We start from the raw sequence: 15,402 nt of genomic DNA, 5'->3' as shown, positions 1-15,402 counted from the left end.
TTCCTATGACGTGAATGTCGGACCGCTCTGCCAGGAATATTGCGATACCATCCTCTCCTGGTCGCCGATGAAGGAATGGATTGCCGACGCCAAGGAAGAGCCGCAGGAAATCATCGAACTCGACCTGGATTTCTGATCACGCCCTGGGGACTGCCCCAGACCGTTTACATATCGGCATAAAAAGGGGCCCTTTGATGGCCCCTTTTCTGTATGGACGACACAAATCCGCCGCAAAGCCGGGCGGATCATTTCCATGGTGTGGGCGCCGGCACCGCGCATGGGGCTTCGGCTTCCACCGTGCCAAACGCGGCGGGAGAGGTGATCTCCAGATATTCCATGTCCGGCGAGTAATCGAACAGGTAGTGGACGATGCCGGGCTGCTGGTGAACGCAGTCTCCGGCTTCCACCAGATGCTCCTTGTCCCCGTACATGAACCGGGCCCAGCCCTTGGTCATGAACACGATATGGAAATCGGCGATGTGCCGGTGCCAGCCCGTGCCCTTTTCGGGTGGGAAGTCAGGATTGGCCTTCACCAACTGGGCGATGACATGCCCACCCGTGGCGTCGGCCACGCCGAGGTCGCGGTAGAGGAAAAAGCTGCGCAGCCCATCCGTGCGCCAGGGCGTTTCTCCGGGCTTCACATGAGAAAATTTATTGACGACTGTTTTGTCCAGCATCGGCCTCACTCCATCTGCAATGGGTGAGAGATAATTCTGGCATACTTCAAGGCAAGAGCGCCAGAAATTTTCGCGGCGCACAATTTCGGCTAGGTTCTAGTCATCACCCCGTTCGGCGCGGACCAGCACCTCGCGCTTGCCGACATGATTGGCCGGGCTGACGATGCCGTCCTTCTCCATCTGCTCGATGAGCTTGGCGGCGCGGTTGTAGCCGATGGTCAGGCAGCGCTGCAGGTAGGAGGTGCTGGCCTTGCGGTCCCGCGCCACGATCGCCACAGCCTGGTCGTACAGCGCGTTCTCGGAACTGGTGTTGCCGCCCACGGCTCCGGCCGGCATGGCGGGCCCGTCCTCGTCCTCGACAGGCTCGGTCACCTCGTCGAGATAGGCGGGCTCGCCCTGCTCGCGCAGGTACTCCACCACAGCCTCCACCTCCTGGTCGGAGACGAAGGGCCCATGCACGCGGGTGATGCGCCCGCCACCCTGCATGTAGAGCAAATCGCCCTGGCCCAGCAGCTGTTCCGCCCCCTGCTCACCCAGGATGGTGCGGCTGTCGAACTTCGAGATCACCTGGAAGGAGATGCGGGTGGGGAAATTGGCCTTGATGGTGCCGGTGATCACGTCCACCGAGGGGCGCTGGGTGGCCATGATCACATGGATGCCCGCCGCGCGCGCCTTCTGCGCCAGGCGCTGCACGCAAACCTCGATCTCCTTGCCCGCCACCAGCATGAGGTCGGCCATTTCGTCGATGAACACGACGATGAAGGGCAGCGGCTCCAGCGCCAAGGGCTGCTCCTCGAACACCGGCCTGCCGGTCTCGGAGTCGAAGCCCGTCTGCACCCGGCGCGTGACAACCTCGCCGCGCGCCCGGGCCTCGTTCACCCGGTCGTTGTAGCCGGCAATGTTGCGCACCGCGAGCTGGCTCATGGCGCGGTAGCGCCGGTCCATCTCGCGCACCACCCATTTCAGCGCCGCCACGGCTTTCGGCGGCTCCGTCACCACCGGGGTGAGCAGGTGGGGAATGCCGTCATAAACGGAGAGTTCAAGGATCTTGGGATCGATCAGGATGAGGCGGCACTGCTCGGGCGAGAGCCGGTAGAGCAGGCTGATGATCATCGCGTTCACGCCCACCGACTTGCCGGAGCCGGTGGTGCCCGCGATCAGCAGATGCGGCATACGGGCGAGGTCGGCGACGACCGGGGCGCCGGAGATATCCTTGCCCAGAGCCAGGGAGAGCGCGCCGTGCTGGCTCTCCCACAGGGAGCTGCCCAGCAGTTCGGAGAGATACACGGTCTCGCGCTTGGCGTTTGGAACCTCGATGCCGATGACATTGCGCCCGGCAACGGTGGCGATGCGCACGGCGATGACGGAGAGCGAGCGGGCGATATCCTCGGCCAGCCCCACCACGCGGGCGGAGCGGATGCCCGGTGCGGGTTCCAGCTCGTACAGCGTAACCACCGGGCCGGGGCGGATTTCCACAATTTTGCCCTGCACGCCGTAATCCTGCAGCACGGTCTCGAGCAGGCGGGCGTTGCCCTGCAGCGCCTCCTCGGAAGGGCCGGTGCCGGCGCGCTGCGGCGCCGGACGCAGCAGGTCGAGCGAAGGCAAGGTCCAGCCCATCTCGGGCAGCGGCAGGCGCTCCTGCCGTGGCGCCGGGAGCGGGACGGGGTTGGGCTTCACTGTGGGCTTCACCGTAAGCTTGGCCTGCGGCGCAGGGGCAGGCGCCACGGCGACAGGCCGCATCGGCGCAGCGAAGCCGGAATCATCGTCATCCTCGTCCTGCGGCGCCGGAACCCAGGCGCTGCGCGGCATGGCCTGCTGCTCGGCCGTGGTCTGCAGCACGCTGAGCCAGGAGGAGACGGCCTCCGCCCCGCGCCGCCCCTGCTGGACCGAGGCCGCGGCGGCACGGGCGGCATGCTGCCCGCCGGCACGCCATTCACCGGGGCTGATGCCGAGTGCGTAACCGAAGCAGGCGAGCCCGAGGATAAGGGTAACCCCCATGACGATACCGGCGAGCATATGCCCGGTGCTGGCATGGCTGATGAGGCCGGCGACGATTCCGCCCACGGCGCCGCCAAGCCCCGCCGGGACGGGCCAGGCGGTTTGCGGACCGGGAATCACCGCCAGCGCCAAGGCCAGAGCAGTGGCGGCCAGCGGCATCGCCAAGCCGCCCAGCACGAATCGGGTTTTCACGCGGCCGACGCCGCCGCGCGCGCCGAGCCGGTAGGCCCAGGCGAGCAGGACGAGCGGCGGGATGCAGCCCGCCACGCCGAATCCCTGCAACAGCAGATCGGCCAGCAAGGCCCCGGGCGGCCCGGCGAGATTGGTGGTCGATGCGCCGCTGGCGGTGTCGAAGGACGGGTCGGCGGGATTATAGGTGACGATGGCCAGCAGCAGGACGAGCGCCACCAGGGCCAGAAAGAGCCCCATAAGCTCGGCCATGCGCCGGCGCAGCTGCGCCCGCATCGCCGGAGAAATTAACCGCTGCGCCCCAAGATCAACCGCCATGAGTCCGATTATAAGCGGTAAGGGCTGATTCTGAAAGTTTTTCTTGGCTCCGCCTCACGGCGTGGCCGTCGCCGCCAGGACGAATTTCACCTCAACGGGCAGGCCAACCCAGTCGCCGCTGGCCCAGTTCCCCTGCCCCACGCCGTAATCACCGCGATTGAGGGTGATTTCCCCCTCGGCCGTAGCCTGGCTTCCGGCGACATCCATGGTGAAGGGCAGCGTGAGCTTGTGGCTGATGCCTCGAATCGTCAGCGTGCCGGTGGTGGTGAAATGGTTGCCGCCAGCCGGGGTGAAGCCCGTAGCGTCGAACACCGCCTGGGGAAAGGCGGCGGCGCTGAACCAGTCGGCGCCGGGCATGGCCTCGTCGCGCTGGGTGTCGCCGGTATGGGCGCTGCCGGTATTCACCACGATATGCACATGCGCGGCCTCGGGATGCGCCGGGTCGTAGGAGATCTCGGCGCTCCACTGCTTGAACTCCCCGGAGAAGGGTGCGCCGGTCTGGGTGCCGGAGAAGCCCAGCGTGCTGGCGTCGGGCTGCATGGTCCAGGTGGCGGCGCAGGCCGGTGTGGCGGCAAGCAGGAAGGCGGGGAGCAGAAAGGCTTTCATGGTCAGACTTTCAGAAAAGGCAGCATGCGGCGCAGAATACCGTCGCGGAGCACAAAATGGTGGCGCAGCGCCGCCAGCACATGCAACCCCACCACAGCGGCGAGCACCCATGCGAGACGGCTATGGATGAACCCGGCCACGGCATCGGCTGTGTTCTTGTCCGGCAGCGTGGAGAGAATGGGCAGGTCCGGCCAGGGGATGAGGCCGAACAGCACGGTGGGAATATTGTAGGGCGAGACCGAAACCAGCGCCCAGCCGGTGAGCGGCAGCGCCAGCATGAAGCCGTACAGCGCCAGATGCGCCCCCTCGGCGGCGCGGCGTTCCAGGGCAGGCATCGCCTCGGGCAGCGCGGGGGGCTGGTGCGTCAGCCGCCAGAGCACGCGCAGAACCACGGCGAACAGCACGGTGATGCCGATGGATTTATGGAGCTGGTAGATCTGGAACTTGAGGCCGACGGGGATGGCGAGATGCGCCATCCCCAGACCCATCACGATCTGCACCAGAATGCCGAGCGCGATAACCCAATGCAGGGTCACCGCGACGGTGCCATAGCGCGAACGTGCCGGCATTTTACTGAACGAACGCAGCGCTGATGGTCAGCGTCACGTCATCGCCGATCAGCGGCACGTAGGTCTTCTGGTTGAAGTCCGAGCGCTTGATCTCGCCACTCGCATTGAAACCAATCGTGTACTGCTTGGACAGCGGATTGATGCCCGAGGCGTTGAAGCTCACCTTCAGCGTCTCCGGCTTGGTCACGCCGTGGAAGGTCAGCTCGCCGGTCACCAGCGCGGTGTCCTTGCCAGTGCGGACAACCTTCTCGGACTTGAACTCGATGGTCGGATACTTCGCCGTGTCGAACCATTCCGGCGAGTTCAGCTCACCATCCAGCTTGGTGTTCGTGGTGCTCACGGTGTTGGCCGGGATGATGATGTCGAAGCTGGCATCGGCGAGCTTGGCCGGGTCCAGCGTCAGGCTGCCGGAAACGCCGGTGAAATCGCCGTACCAGGTGGTGAAGCCCATGTGGGAGACCGCAAACAGCACGCGGGTATGGCTGGGTTCGACCTGATAGGTGCCGGGCTTCACATGCGCCGGATTGGCATCCGGCGTAGTTGCCTGCGCCATGGCCGCCGCGGGGGCGGCGGCAAGGGCCAGGGCAAGAAGCGTGGATTTCATATGCTGCGATCCTTTACGCGAGGGCGGCGATGGCGGCCTCGGCATTGGCCAGGGCGCGGGGCTTGAGATCCGGCACGGCCACGCCCTCGGCGCGGACCACGCTGACATCGGTCAGGCCGATGAAGTTAAGGGCGGCGATCAGGTGCGATTCCTGATGCTCGATGGCAGCGCCCGGGTTGCCCGGCGTGTACAGCCCGCCGCGCGAGGAGGCGATGATCACCTTCTTGCCCGCCGGCACCAGGCCGACCGGCGCACCGTTCTCGCCGTACTTAAAGGTCTTGCCGGTGACCAGGATACGATCGAGCCAGGCCTTCAGCTGGCTGGGGATGCCAAAATTATACATCGGCGCGCCGATGACGATGATGTCGGCGGCGAACAGCGTGTCGAGGAAGGACGCGCCGGTGGCGATGTCGGCCAGAACCGCGGCATCCTCGGGCTGGTGGCCGAACAATGCGCCGATATGCGCGGGCGAGAGATGCTGCACCGGCGCGGCGGCGAGGTCGAGATAGGTCACCTCCAGCCCCGGGTGCAGGGCTTTCTCGCGGGCGACGATGCCTGCGGTGAGCTGGCGGGAGACGGAATTGTCACCCAGGACGGACGAATCGACATGCCAAAGTTTCATCAGGAACACTCCGTGTGAGCGCCGGGACTGGCGCTGATGGCACTTAATTAAGGCGACAGAGCCACCCTAAGAAGCCTATATAAAAATATGGATACCATCTGTTTTGCCGATATGATTGCCAGATGCTCGAAGGCGTGACCCTGGACCAGCTGCGCATGTTCATCGCCGCGGCGGAGACTCAGAGCTTTTCCGCCGCTGGGCGGCGCCTGCACCGGGCGCAATCGGTGATCAGCCAGGCCATTGCCAATCTCGAAGCGCAACTCGGGATTACCCTGTTCACGCGCGGGGGGCGGTATCCGGAACTCACCGAGCAGGGAAAGCTGCTGTTGGCCGATGCCCGGACAGTGACCGGCAGCGTGGCGGCGCTGAAGGCGCGGGCAAAGGGCATGGCGGAAGGGCTGGAGCCGGAACTCTCCGTCGCCATCGACGTGATGTTCCCCATGAACGTGCTCACCCGCGCCGCCGCCGCCTTCGGCGAGCACTTCCCGGCCACGCCGCTGCGCCTTTACGTGGAGGCACTGGGCGGCGTGGCCAAGGCGGTGCTGGACCAGCAATGCGGGATCGGCATCATGGGCTCGCTGCCGCTCAGCACGCCGGACCTCGTCACGGAACGGCTGCTCGCGGTGCAGATCAGCTTCTTCGCGGCCCCCGATCACCCGCTCGTCAAGCTGGGCCGCCCGGTCACGGAATGTGACCTCGCCAAACATGTGCAGCTCGTGCTCACCGACCGCACGGATCTCTCGAAGGGGCGGGAATTCAGCGTGATGTCCCCGCGCAGCTGGCGGCTGGCGGATATGGGGGCGAAGCATGCGTTCCTCCTCGCCGGGCTGGGCTGGGGCGGCATGCCGCTGGAGATGGTGGCGCGGGATTTGCGCGAGGGGGCGCTGGTCGAACTCAAGCTGCTGGACGCGCCGCCACGGGTGCAGATGGCCATGTCCGCCGCCTATCGCGCCGACGCCCCGCCGGGGCCGGCCGGACGCTGGTTCGTCGAGCAGCTGAAGCACCATGCCGGGGCGCTGGAGGCCCCGGCCTGAACCTACATCGCGGCCAGGGCCGCGCTGTCAGGCACGTAGATCCTCAGATAATCCTCGATCTGACGGATGTCCTCATCCATCGCCGCGGCGGCGACGTAGCCATCCGGCCGGCCCAGCCAGACCGTGCATGGGCTGATCGCCGGGCGCAGCCTGGGCTCCAGCAAACCGGCGAACTCCTGCTGCAGCTCCCACACGGCCGGGCTGGGTGCTGCAAACAACGCGAAGCGGGGCGAATCCCCCGCGCCCAGTGGCGGTTCGTCGGGGCGGGGCGGCAGGCGCTCGCCGGGCGCCGGACCGGGCAGCCCCCGGTCGTTGGTGCCGTTGATCGGGCTGTTGCGGTAGCTGTGCGAAACCTCCGCCACGCGCTCCGCCATGGCCTTGCGCGCCGGTTCCAGGCCGAAGAGCACATTGCCGAGCAGGTTGCGGGCGAACTGAATGGTCGGGTTTTTCAGCATCGCCACGGCGGCGGCGCGGCTGAGATTGGAGACGACCATATCCGCCACGGCGTGGCGCTCGGCATTGTAGCTGTCCAGCAGCACCTCCGTGTTGGCCACGCCGCGGCAAGCCAAAGCCAGCTTCCAGGACAGGTTGACGGCATCATGGATGCCCATGTTCAGCCCCTGCGCGCCGACCGGATTGTGCAAATGCGCCGCGTCCCCCGCCAGAAACACGCGCCCGGCGCGGTAGCTGGACATGTTGCGCTCATGGATGCGGAAGGCGGAGAGCCAAACCGGGTCGGACACGGTGATGCCGCCCGGGCCGCGCGCATCCACCAGCGCCTGCACCTGCGCCAGAGTTGGCTGTTCCGGGCGCGCGCCCTGCACGTCGTGCAGATCGGCGATCACGCGGTAATAGCCGGAGGGCAGCGGGAAGATGCCCAGGAACCCGTCCTCGTGCCAGAAGGAGTTCAGCTCCGTCGGGGGCGAGCTGAAGCCCTCCACCCGCACGTCGGCCAGCAGCCAGTCGCTCTGCTGCGCCGGGCCGGAGGAGGACAGGCCCAGACTCTTGCGCACGAAGCTTCCGCCGCCATCGCAGCCGATGAGATACGGGGCTTCGACGTTCTCCTCCCTGCCGTCGGCGTGGCGCAGCGTCGCGGTCACATAATCCGGGCCATTGATGAAACCGGTGATCTCCGTGCCGAACTCGACCTTACCGCCAAGCCGGGAGAGATGCGCGGTCAGGATGCGCTCGGTCTCCGCCTGCGGCAGCATCAGCGCGTAGGGATGGATGCTGTCGATGTCTGAAAGCTCGATGCGGCCGATACGCTTAGGCCCGGCCAGCACGTTCACCGCCTCGATCTTCTGCCCAGAGGCCAGAAGCTCGCCGCCAACGCCGTCACGGTCGAGCAATTCGAGCGTGCGGGTCCACAGGAACAGCGCGCGGGACTGGCCGGATGGCTGCGCGGCCTTGTCGATGATGCGCACCGGCACGCCGTAGCGGCGCAGCGCGGCCGCCATGCACAACCCCACGGGGCCCGCGCCAACAACAAGAATTCCCCGGCTCATCGGCACCTCCGGCCCTTTCCCACGCGAAACTTTTACTCCTCTGCGCGACGGGGGCGGGCTTGTCCTTGACGCAAATCAAGGTGGTTTCTTTGGGGTGAGGCTGTTGTGGGGGGATTGCGGTCTGGCTGCTCTAGGGAAGAGTTGAAAGCGGGCTGCCGAAGTTAGGTCGGATAGGCGATGCCTCGGTTCCGACAGGTGTTGCTGTATTAAAAGCGTCTAACAATGTGAGAAAAGCAACGTTGTTCCTACTCAATTTCGCGATGATTGCCCGACAAGTACATAGGTATTGGTCGCGGGGTGATAATGCCCGAAATTGCTCTATGCTCACATCGGGCCACGCCTGATCTTTCATCAAAGCCATTATGGCAAGGCGGTTACAGTTTTCGGTAATCAAAGAGGTAGAAAAACTGATTGGTAGTGCCGAATGTGCAAAAGCATTTCGCACAGCAGAAATCAACTTTAGATCTTTGGCTGTAATCGGCCCAAATAAACCATAGGCATACCCAATACGTATCTTTGCGCCAAAAGCCATAAGCGGCCCAGTTTCGCCGAATAACTCGTTAATCTGCCCGTTATCCAACTCGTTTACTATTCTATGCTTTAGAGATAGCTCTAACGTATAGTCGACCTCCGCTGCCATTATTAGTGCGGCAGCGCGGTCGGACGAAACGGAGACTTCTTGCTCCAGCTTATTACCTGCCTCACCTAAGATAGACGAACGATATAGGCTGTTCAGCCGGGGCGTTTTAGTAGGCATAATCAGCCTTTTCATCGAGCTTACGACCAAAGCCTACTCTGAATCGAAAGGCGGTAAAACCTTCTGCTTTCGATTTTGCCGCCGCAACAGCTATTAACCTTTGGTGCGGCATGGAACAAGTACAGCTCTTGGGTATTTGGCCTTCAAAGTGGCGGTTCGAATCTGGGATTACGATCATAAATTTCAAAAATCTCGGAAGATACGAATCCTGAAATACACGTTCCGTGGGAACGGCAGTTTTCGGGTCATGAACCGGGGCGCAGAAACGACGATAATGGGCGCGTTGCTGTCGGCATTGGGCGGCGCTGAACGTCCCCTCCCGAGATCACCTTCCGGACCGGCCTATGCCCGCCTCGGGTCGAAACCCGAAACTCAAAACCTAAACACCACCTGCCCTCTCACGAAATCGACCGCCGCACCATGAACGTCGCGGCAATCAGCAGCACGGCGGCGATCATCCAGCAGCGTAGATGAGCTGCGCGCGTCATCGAGCGTCTGCTGCGGGGTGGCGCCGCGTCCGACCAGCCCCTGCTGGCGGGCATAGGACACCTTGGCATGCGCCAGCTGCGCCTGCGCCAAGGCCAGGGCGGCGCAGGCCGCGGCTGCGCTAACGGCCAGGAAAACGGGCTTACGCTTCAGCTTCATGGCGTATGCCTCCTAGCCTTCCGGATAACCGGACCACTCAGGCCGTACATTGACCATGATCAAGCGCTTTAGCCCGGGGCGCTTGACGGCACGGCTCTTGCGTGCCTCCTTTCCCCCATGCCTGCCAAGCCCGCCGCGCGCTGATGCCCTCCCCCCTGCCCCTTCTGACCGATGCGCCGGACTGGCGGGAATGCCCGCATTGCGGACAGCTCAGCCACGTGGGGCCGCGCCGCCCCGGCATGGTGGCGGAATGCCCGCGCTGCGGCGAGGTGCTGTGGCACATGCGCGGGGCCGGGGCGAACTTTACCCTCGCCTGCGCTTTGGCGGCGCTGGTGTTCTATCTGTTCGCGCTGACCGCCCCGTTTCTGGAAATCAATGCCTATGGGAGGTTTGCGCTGGCGCGGCTGGATACCGGCCCGGAGCAACTGCTGGCCCAGGGCTGGGGGCTGGTGGCGGCGGCGGTGTTCACCGTGACCCTGCTCGGCCCGGCGGCCAAGCTCGCCATTCTGCTAGTCACCTTGGGCGGGCAGGGCTGGCTGCCGCCGCGCGCGCTGAAAACCCTGTTCCGCTGGTACAAGCCGGTCTCCCCATGGGCGATGATCGACGTCTACCTGCTTGGCTTCCTCGTCGCCTATACGCGCCTTACCGGCATGGCCGAGGTGCATCTGGACACCGCTCTCTACGCGCTGATCGGCTACATGCTGGCCATGGCCGCGGCCGATGGCAGCCTGGATATCGAGGCGCTGTGGCGCAAGCTGGACGAGCGCAGCAAAAAGCTCCCCCACCCGGTGGAGGGCGAGCGGATCGGCTGCGATGCCTGCGGTCTGATCAACCATGCGGCGGAGGACGAGCCATGCCACCGCTGCCATACGCCCTTGCGCCGGCGCAAGGAGAACAGCATCAGCCACGCCTGGGCCCTGGTGATCGCCGCGGCCTTCCTTTACATCCCGGCCAATATCTATCCCGTCATGGTTGTCACCAGCCTGGCAAAGACGAATGGATACACCATCATGCACGGCATCGTCGAACTGGCCCGGGCGGGGCTATGGCCGCTCGCAGGGCTGGTCTTCTTCGCCAGCATTGCCATCCCGCTGACAAAGCTGTTGGTTATGGCATATATGCTGACCATGACTCAACTTGGCCGCACCGAACACCTGCTGGGGCGTACCCGCGCCTACCGGCTGGTGGATTTCATTGGCCGCTGGTCGATGATCGACGTATTCATGGTCTCGATCCTGGTGGCGCTGGTACGCTTCGGGCAATTCGCTAATATCCAGGCCGATGTCGGCGCAGTCTGCTTCGCCGGCGTGGTGGTATTGACGATGTTCGCGGTCACCGCTTTCGACCCCCGGTTGATGTGGGACGTACTGGAACCGGCGGATGAACAAGCATGAGCGGCACCACTCCCACGCCCCACACCGCGCCGCGCGCGAAGCTGCGCCGCCCGCGCTTCCAGTTCGTCTGGCTGATCCCCATCGTCGCGGCGATGATCGCCGGCTATCTCGGCTACCGCACACTCATTGAGCAGGGGCCTCTGCTTACCCTCACCTTTGCCACGGCGGATGGGCTGCAAGCCGGGCAGACCCAGGTGAAGTACAAGGCCGTGGCGCTCGGCACGGTGGAGAGCATCGATCTCGCCAAGGATAACAGCCATGTTATCGTCAAGGTGCGGATGAACAATGTCGGCGCGCGTTTTCTCAATAGCCATGCGCGTTACTGGGTGGAGCGGCCGCGCCTGAACTTCGCCGATATCTCCGGCATCGAGACACTGGTCTCCGGCGCCTATATCTCGGTCGATCCCGGCACGCCGGGCGGTGACTACCAGAGCAGCTTCGCAGGGCTGGAGCAGCCCCCGGGGGTGCGCTCGGACGAGCCGGGCAGCACCTACACCCTCACCGCCGATACACGCGGCTCGCTGCAATCCGGCTCACCGGTTTTCTTCCGCGATGTCGCGGTTGGCGAAGTGCTGGGCTACGATCTTGGCAACGGGCTGGGCCCGGTAAAGGTCAGCATCTTCATCCGCGCGCCGTATAACAATCTGGTGCGCCCGGACAGCCGGTTCTGGAACTCCTCCGGCTTGGTGCTGGGCGTACAGGGCGGCGTGCTGCAATTGCAGCTGCAATCGGCGCAGGCGCTGCTGGCAGGCGGCGTCACCTTCAACGTGCCGCCGGCCGCGATGAACGAGAGCCCGAGCCCGGCTGGCACCAACTTCCCACTCTACGCCTCGGCCCAGGAGGCCGATGCCGCCGCCTACCGCACGCAGATCTCGCTCGTCACCTACATGAACGCCGATGTGAGCGGGCTGACCCCGGGCGCGCCGGTGAACCTGCTCGGCATCCAGGTCGGTGATGTGACCGGGGTGTCGCTGCAAATCGACCGTGTCACGGGCACGGCGCGGGTGCGCGTGGCCATGCAGGTGCAGCCGGACCGCGTGCTGACGCTCAGCCAGTCGCAAAGCCCCTCGGAAGTGCAGGCGGTGTTTCAGCACTTCGTCAACCAGGGCATGCGCGTGGAACTGGGCACGGAGAGCTACGTGACTGGGCAGAAGATGATCGACCTGACCGTGGTGCCCGGCGCGAGCCCGGTGCCGGTGACACGCGAAGACGGCGTTCTGGTACTGCCGTCGCAGCCCGGCGGGCTGGATACGATGCTGGCCAGCGTCGCCGATATTTCTGCCAAGCTGGACAAGGTTCCATTCCAGCAGATCGGCGACAACCTGAACAAACTGCTGGCCACCGCCAACGGCACGCTGGGCAGCAAGCAGATGCAGCAGACACTTACCGAGCTGGCGGCAACGCTGCAGAGCGCCAACACCACGCTGCAGTCGGTGAACCAGGGCTTCGGCGCGGATTCCGATTTCCAGCGCAATACGCAGCAGGTTTTGCAGGAGACGAACGCGGCCATGCAATCGGTGAAGGCGCTCTCGGATTATCTCAGCCGCAATCCGCAGGCGCTGCTGCTGGGGAGGAAGAGCCAATGAAGCGGCGTGGATTTTCACTCCTGCTGGCGGCATCGCTCGCCGGCTGCGCCTCCCCGGCGCCTCGCTATTACCGTCTGGCGGCAGTGCCGGGCGCCACGCGCGGCGGTGATGCCCGTCGCATCGGCGTGCGCAATGTCGGCATTCCCGGCGATCTCGACCAGAACAGCCTGGCACGGCCGGGCAATGCGTATGAGTTGAACGCCTATGCCAACGATCTGTGGGCGGCGCCGCTGGCGGCGATGCTGCAAACCGTGATGGTGCAGGACCTGGCGCAGCGCCTGCCCGGCGACGTGGTGCTCCAGGATGGCGGAGCGATCGGCGCGATGCCGGATGTCTATGTGGAGATCCAGGTGCTCCGCTTCGCTCCCGACGCCTCGGGCAATGTCACGCTCGATGCCCAGATCGGCGTGCGTCCGGTCAGCACCCAGGCGTGGAAGCTGCAAGGCTTTTCCGCCACCGCCCCCGGCGGCGGCACACCCGAGGGCCTCGCCGCGGCGATGAGCACGCTCTGGGGCCAGGCCGCGGATATGGCGGCGGGGCTGGTGTAGCCCGCGAAGCCCGAACCATGCCCGGCATCATCGTCGCCCAGGCCATCCTCGGGCTGCATCTGCTCATCATTGCCTTCAACATTGCCGGGCTGATTATCATTCCGCTCGGCGCCTGGCGCGGCTGGCGGATTGTACGGATCGCCTGGCTGCGCCTGCTGCATCTGGGCCTGCTCGCCCTGGTCACCGCCCAGGCGCTCGCCGGGCGAGCCTGCATTCTGACCATCTGGCAAAACCGGCTGGAGGGAGGCAACCAGCCGGTTCAGCCAATGCTGATGCGCTGGGTGGACGGCCTGATCTACTGGAATTTACCGATCTGGGTCTTTGCCCTGTTATACAGCCTGGTGTTTTTATATGTGCTGGCACTGACAATGCTGGTGCCGTTCTGGCGGCATCGCAAGCGGGCTCAGGGTTGAGCGCCGACTACCCCGCCCCCAGCACAAACGTCGCCGACTCAACATTAAAACTTCCGTCTTCGCCAATGGCGAAGTGCGCCCGCACGTCTTCCGGCGCGCCGCTCTGCAATTGGCGGATGGCGGCGGCGAGTTCCGGCGGGGCTTGCGTGCGCGCGATCCATATTGGAAACTCCATGCGCAAGCGGCGCAGCGTGGTGCCCTGCACCATGAATCCCGCACGGGCCAGCTCGGCCACCCATTCGGGAACAGAGTAGTTACGCACATGCGAGGCGTCGCGCAGCAGTTCCATGGCTTGCAGATGCGTATCGAGCACGCGCGGCGCAGGCGCCACCGTGTCGATGAACACCGCCAAGCCGCCCGGCTTCAGCACGCGCCGCGCCTCGCGCAAACCGGCCGCGAAATCCTGCCAGTGATGCGCGGTAAACCGGCACAACACGACATCGAACACGGCGTTGGCGAAGGGCAAATGCTCCGCCGGCGCCTGCCTGGTTTCGATATTGCCCAGCCCCTTCAGCGCCGCGGTTTTCTGCACTTGTTCCAGCATCGCTGGCGTGACATCCACTGCCACCACGCGGGCCACATGCGGGGCGGCGCGGTAGCTCACATGCCCGCCGCCGCAGCCAAGGTCCAGCACCACGGCCCCGGCATGGCCGGTGACCAGAGCCTCGATCTGGTCGAGATCCGGCCCTTGCGCGTGCACGGCGCTGGTTACGTAATCGGGGGCACGAGGCGTGTATTGCGCGGCAGCGAAGTTTTGTTCCGACATGGAGCAAAGCTTAGCGGCGCACCGGCCCGCCCGGCAAGTCATACTCCCGCCGGGAGAAAGCGCCTGGAATTTTAGCCCTATGACCGCGCTTGATTTCGTGCAACCAAATGGCCAGCCCCTCGCCCCGCGCGGCATCACCGCGAACAACCAAGAGGAAGTTTCATGCTGGACAGCCCTGATATCCTGGTCGAGACCGTCGGCGCGCTGGGGCGCATCCGCCTGAACCGGCCAAAGGCGATCAACGCGCTGACGCTGGAGATGATCCAGACCATCCAGGCGGCGCTGACCGGCTTCGAGAACGACCCGGCCGTGGCGGCGGTGCTGGTCACCGGCGAGGGTGAGCGCGGCCTGTGCGCCGGCGGGGACATCCGCCTCCTGTACGAGCACAGGCACGAGGGCACCGGCTTCGGCACGGCCTTCTTCCGCGCGGAATATCGGATGAACGCGCATATCGCGGCGTACCGGAAGCCCTACATCGCCATCATGGACGGCATCACCATGGGCGGCGGCATCGGCATCTCGGCCCATGGCACGGTGCGTATCGTCACCGAACGGACACGCGCAGCCATGCCAGAGGCGGGCATCGGCTTCTTCCCCGATATTGGCGCCACCTGGCTGCTCAGCCGCGCACCGGGCGAAATCGGCACCTTCCTCGGCCTGACCGGCGAAGGCATCGGCGGCGCTGACGCGATCTATGCCGGTCTGGCCGATTTTTTCGTGCCGGGCGCGAAGCTGCCGGGACTGGTCGAGGCGCTCAGCGCCCTGCCCGCCACCGCCACGCTGGCGGATATACGCGCCCCGGCGCAGGGCTTCGCGGAGATGGCGGCACCGCCATTGGCCGCGCATCGCGCCGAGATCGACGCCGCCTTCGCACATGATCGCGTGGAGGAGATCGTCGCGGCGCTGGACGCCTCGGGCACGGCTTTCGCCCAGAAGACGCTGGCGGTGATGGCGCAGAAATCGCCCACCAGCATGAAGGTGATCTTGCGCCTGCTACGCCTGGGCCGCGCTTCCGCCTCGATGAAGGAATGTCAGGAGCGTGAATTCGCCGCAGCGCATACGGTGCTGACCTCGGATGAGTTCTACGAGGGCGTGCGCGCCGCCGTGGTGGACAAGGACCGCAGCCCGAGATGGCACCCCTCCACGCTGGCGGCGGTGGGCGAGGACGTCC

At 65.1% G+C, this 15,402-nt stretch carries 16 protein-coding genes; 6 read left to right on the top strand and 10 right to left on the bottom strand.

What is annotated here, in order from left to right; translation table 11 throughout:
- Positions 1-245: 245 nt before the first annotated feature.
- From ACLPJJ_RS04420 to ACLPJJ_RS04395, 6 genes are all read right to left on the bottom strand, one after another.
- Positions 246-677: a cupin domain-containing protein gene (locus ACLPJJ_RS04420; protein ID WP_443589739.1), complete on the bottom strand. Its 432-nt coding sequence runs from the start codon at positions 675-677 to the stop codon at positions 246-248.
- 96 nt (positions 678-773) lie between these two features.
- Complete coding sequence (locus tag ACLPJJ_RS04415) at positions 774-3,182, bottom strand: DNA translocase FtsK 4TM domain-containing protein (RefSeq protein ID WP_443589738.1); 2,409 nt, start codon at positions 3,180-3,182, stop codon at positions 774-776.
- A 54-nt stretch (positions 3,183-3,236) separates the two neighbouring features.
- The gene (locus tag ACLPJJ_RS04410; protein WP_443589737.1) at positions 3,237-3,788 is read right to left on the bottom strand and encodes a YceI family protein; all 552 of its coding nucleotides are present in this window, start codon (positions 3,786-3,788) and stop codon (positions 3,237-3,239) included.
- A 2-nt stretch (positions 3,789-3,790) separates the two neighbouring features.
- A complete protein-coding gene (locus ACLPJJ_RS04405; protein ID WP_443589736.1) occupies positions 3,791-4,357 on the bottom strand; it encodes a cytochrome b in 567 nt (188 codons plus the stop codon).
- Position 4,358: 1 nt separating this feature from the next.
- Positions 4,359-4,961, bottom strand: coding sequence for a YceI family protein (locus ACLPJJ_RS04400; protein WP_443589735.1), 603 nt, complete (start codon positions 4,959-4,961; stop codon positions 4,359-4,361).
- Between the two features lie 13 nt (positions 4,962-4,974).
- The gene (locus tag ACLPJJ_RS04395) at positions 4,975-5,583 is read right to left on the bottom strand and encodes an FMN-dependent NADH-azoreductase (RefSeq protein WP_443589734.1); all 609 of its coding nucleotides are present in this window, start codon (positions 5,581-5,583) and stop codon (positions 4,975-4,977) included.
- 122 nt (positions 5,584-5,705) lie between these two features.
- On the opposite strand from ACLPJJ_RS04395, the gene ACLPJJ_RS04390 reads away from it, so the two are divergent.
- On the top strand, positions 5,706-6,617 hold the full coding sequence (locus tag ACLPJJ_RS04390; RefSeq protein WP_443589733.1) for a LysR family transcriptional regulator: 912 nt from the start codon (positions 5,706-5,708) through the stop codon (positions 6,615-6,617).
- 2 nt (positions 6,618-6,619) lie between these two features.
- Here ACLPJJ_RS04390 and ACLPJJ_RS04385 read toward each other — a convergent pair whose 3' ends face one another.
- From ACLPJJ_RS04385 to ACLPJJ_RS04375, 3 genes are all read right to left on the bottom strand, one after another.
- Entirely contained in the window at positions 6,620-8,122 is a 1,503-nt protein-coding gene (locus ACLPJJ_RS04385) for an FAD-dependent monooxygenase (protein WP_443589732.1), read from the bottom strand.
- Positions 8,123-8,252: 130 nt separating this feature from the next.
- A complete protein-coding gene (locus ACLPJJ_RS04380; protein ID WP_443589731.1) occupies positions 8,253-8,894 on the bottom strand; it encodes a hypothetical protein in 642 nt (213 codons plus the stop codon).
- Between the two features lie 357 nt (positions 8,895-9,251).
- Positions 9,252-9,524 (bottom strand): hypothetical protein, encoded by a 273-nt coding sequence (locus ACLPJJ_RS04375; RefSeq protein ID WP_443589730.1) that lies wholly within the window; start codon positions 9,522-9,524, stop codon positions 9,252-9,254.
- 101 nt (positions 9,525-9,625) lie between these two features.
- On the opposite strand from ACLPJJ_RS04375, the gene ACLPJJ_RS04370 reads away from it, so the two are divergent.
- From ACLPJJ_RS04370 to ACLPJJ_RS04355, 4 genes are read left to right on the top strand one after another with little or no spacing between them, the layout of a single operon-like run.
- On the top strand, positions 9,626-10,918 hold the full coding sequence (locus ACLPJJ_RS04370; RefSeq protein ID WP_443589729.1) for a paraquat-inducible protein A: 1,293 nt from the start codon (positions 9,626-9,628) through the stop codon (positions 10,916-10,918).
- Positions 10,915-12,504 (top strand): PqiB family protein, encoded by a 1,590-nt coding sequence (locus ACLPJJ_RS04365; protein ID WP_443589728.1) that lies wholly within the window; start codon positions 10,915-10,917, stop codon positions 12,502-12,504. Before ACLPJJ_RS04370 ends, ACLPJJ_RS04365 begins: the two co-directional genes overlap by 4 nt.
- Entirely contained in the window at positions 12,501-13,052 is a 552-nt protein-coding gene (locus ACLPJJ_RS04360; protein ID WP_443589727.1) for a PqiC family protein, read from the top strand. The genes ACLPJJ_RS04365 and ACLPJJ_RS04360 overlap by 4 nt, the downstream gene beginning before the upstream one ends.
- A 17-nt stretch (positions 13,053-13,069) precedes the next feature.
- Positions 13,070-13,465 carry a DUF2784 family protein gene (locus ACLPJJ_RS04355; protein WP_443589726.1) on the top strand — a complete coding sequence of 132 codons (396 nt, stop codon included), beginning with the start codon at positions 13,070-13,072 and terminating at the stop codon, positions 13,463-13,465.
- Between the two features lie 7 nt (positions 13,466-13,472).
- On the opposite strand, the gene ACLPJJ_RS04350 is transcribed toward ACLPJJ_RS04355, so the two are convergent.
- A complete protein-coding gene (locus tag ACLPJJ_RS04350; protein WP_443589725.1) occupies positions 13,473-14,231 on the bottom strand; it encodes a class I SAM-dependent methyltransferase in 759 nt (252 codons plus the stop codon).
- Positions 14,232-14,393: 162 nt separating this feature from the next.
- Between ACLPJJ_RS04350 and ACLPJJ_RS04345 the strand changes: the two genes are divergently transcribed.
- Positions 14,394-15,402: enoyl-CoA hydratase/isomerase family protein (locus ACLPJJ_RS04345; RefSeq protein WP_443589724.1), on the top strand; the 1,009-nt coding region annotated here is incomplete at its 3' end.

The organism is Acidocella sp., assembly GCF_052326845.1.
Classification (GTDB): domain Bacteria; phylum Pseudomonadota; class Alphaproteobacteria; order Acetobacterales; family Acetobacteraceae; genus Acidocella.
Note: the sequence above shows the minus strand (reverse complement) of the source record. Positions and strands in the feature narration are given on the sequence as shown.

What these genes read in the sequence shown, in the direction of transcription:
- ACLPJJ_RS04420 (WP_443589739.1), bottom strand. Translation starts at nt 677, where the DNA reads ATGCTGGACAAAACAGTCGTCAATAAATTTTCTCATGTGAAGCCCGGA.
- ACLPJJ_RS04415 (WP_443589738.1), bottom strand. Translation starts at nt 3,182, where the DNA reads ATGGCGGTTGATCTTGGGGCGCAGCGGTTAATTTCTCCGGCGATGCGG.
- ACLPJJ_RS04410 (WP_443589737.1), bottom strand. Translation starts at nt 3,788, where the DNA reads ATGAAAGCCTTTCTGCTCCCCGCCTTCCTGCTTGCCGCCACACCGGCC.
- ACLPJJ_RS04405 (WP_443589736.1), bottom strand. Translation starts at nt 4,357, where the DNA reads ATGCCGGCACGTTCGCGCTATGGCACCGTCGCGGTGACCCTGCATTGG.
- ACLPJJ_RS04400 (WP_443589735.1), bottom strand. Translation starts at nt 4,961, where the DNA reads ATGAAATCCACGCTTCTTGCCCTGGCCCTTGCCGCCGCCCCCGCGGCG.
- ACLPJJ_RS04395 (WP_443589734.1), bottom strand. Translation starts at nt 5,583, where the DNA reads ATGAAACTTTGGCATGTCGATTCGTCCGTCCTGGGTGACAATTCCGTC.
- ACLPJJ_RS04390 (WP_443589733.1), top strand. Translation starts at nt 5,706, where the DNA reads ATGCTCGAAGGCGTGACCCTGGACCAGCTGCGCATGTTCATCGCCGCG.
- ACLPJJ_RS04385 (WP_443589732.1), bottom strand. Translation starts at nt 8,122, where the DNA reads ATGAGCCGGGGAATTCTTGTTGTTGGCGCGGGCCCCGTGGGGTTGTGC.
- ACLPJJ_RS04380 (WP_443589731.1), bottom strand. Translation starts at nt 8,894, where the DNA reads ATGAAAAGGCTGATTATGCCTACTAAAACGCCCCGGCTGAACAGCCTA.
- ACLPJJ_RS04375 (WP_443589730.1), bottom strand. Translation starts at nt 9,524, where the DNA reads ATGAAGCTGAAGCGTAAGCCCGTTTTCCTGGCCGTTAGCGCAGCCGCG.
- ACLPJJ_RS04365 (WP_443589728.1), top strand. Translation starts at nt 10,915, where the DNA reads ATGAGCGGCACCACTCCCACGCCCCACACCGCGCCGCGCGCGAAGCTG.
- ACLPJJ_RS04360 (WP_443589727.1), top strand. Translation starts at nt 12,501, where the DNA reads ATGAAGCGGCGTGGATTTTCACTCCTGCTGGCGGCATCGCTCGCCGGC.
- ACLPJJ_RS04355 (WP_443589726.1), top strand. Translation starts at nt 13,070, where the DNA reads ATGCCCGGCATCATCGTCGCCCAGGCCATCCTCGGGCTGCATCTGCTC.
- ACLPJJ_RS04350 (WP_443589725.1), bottom strand. Translation starts at nt 14,231, where the DNA reads ATGTCGGAACAAAACTTCGCTGCCGCGCAATACACGCCTCGTGCCCCC.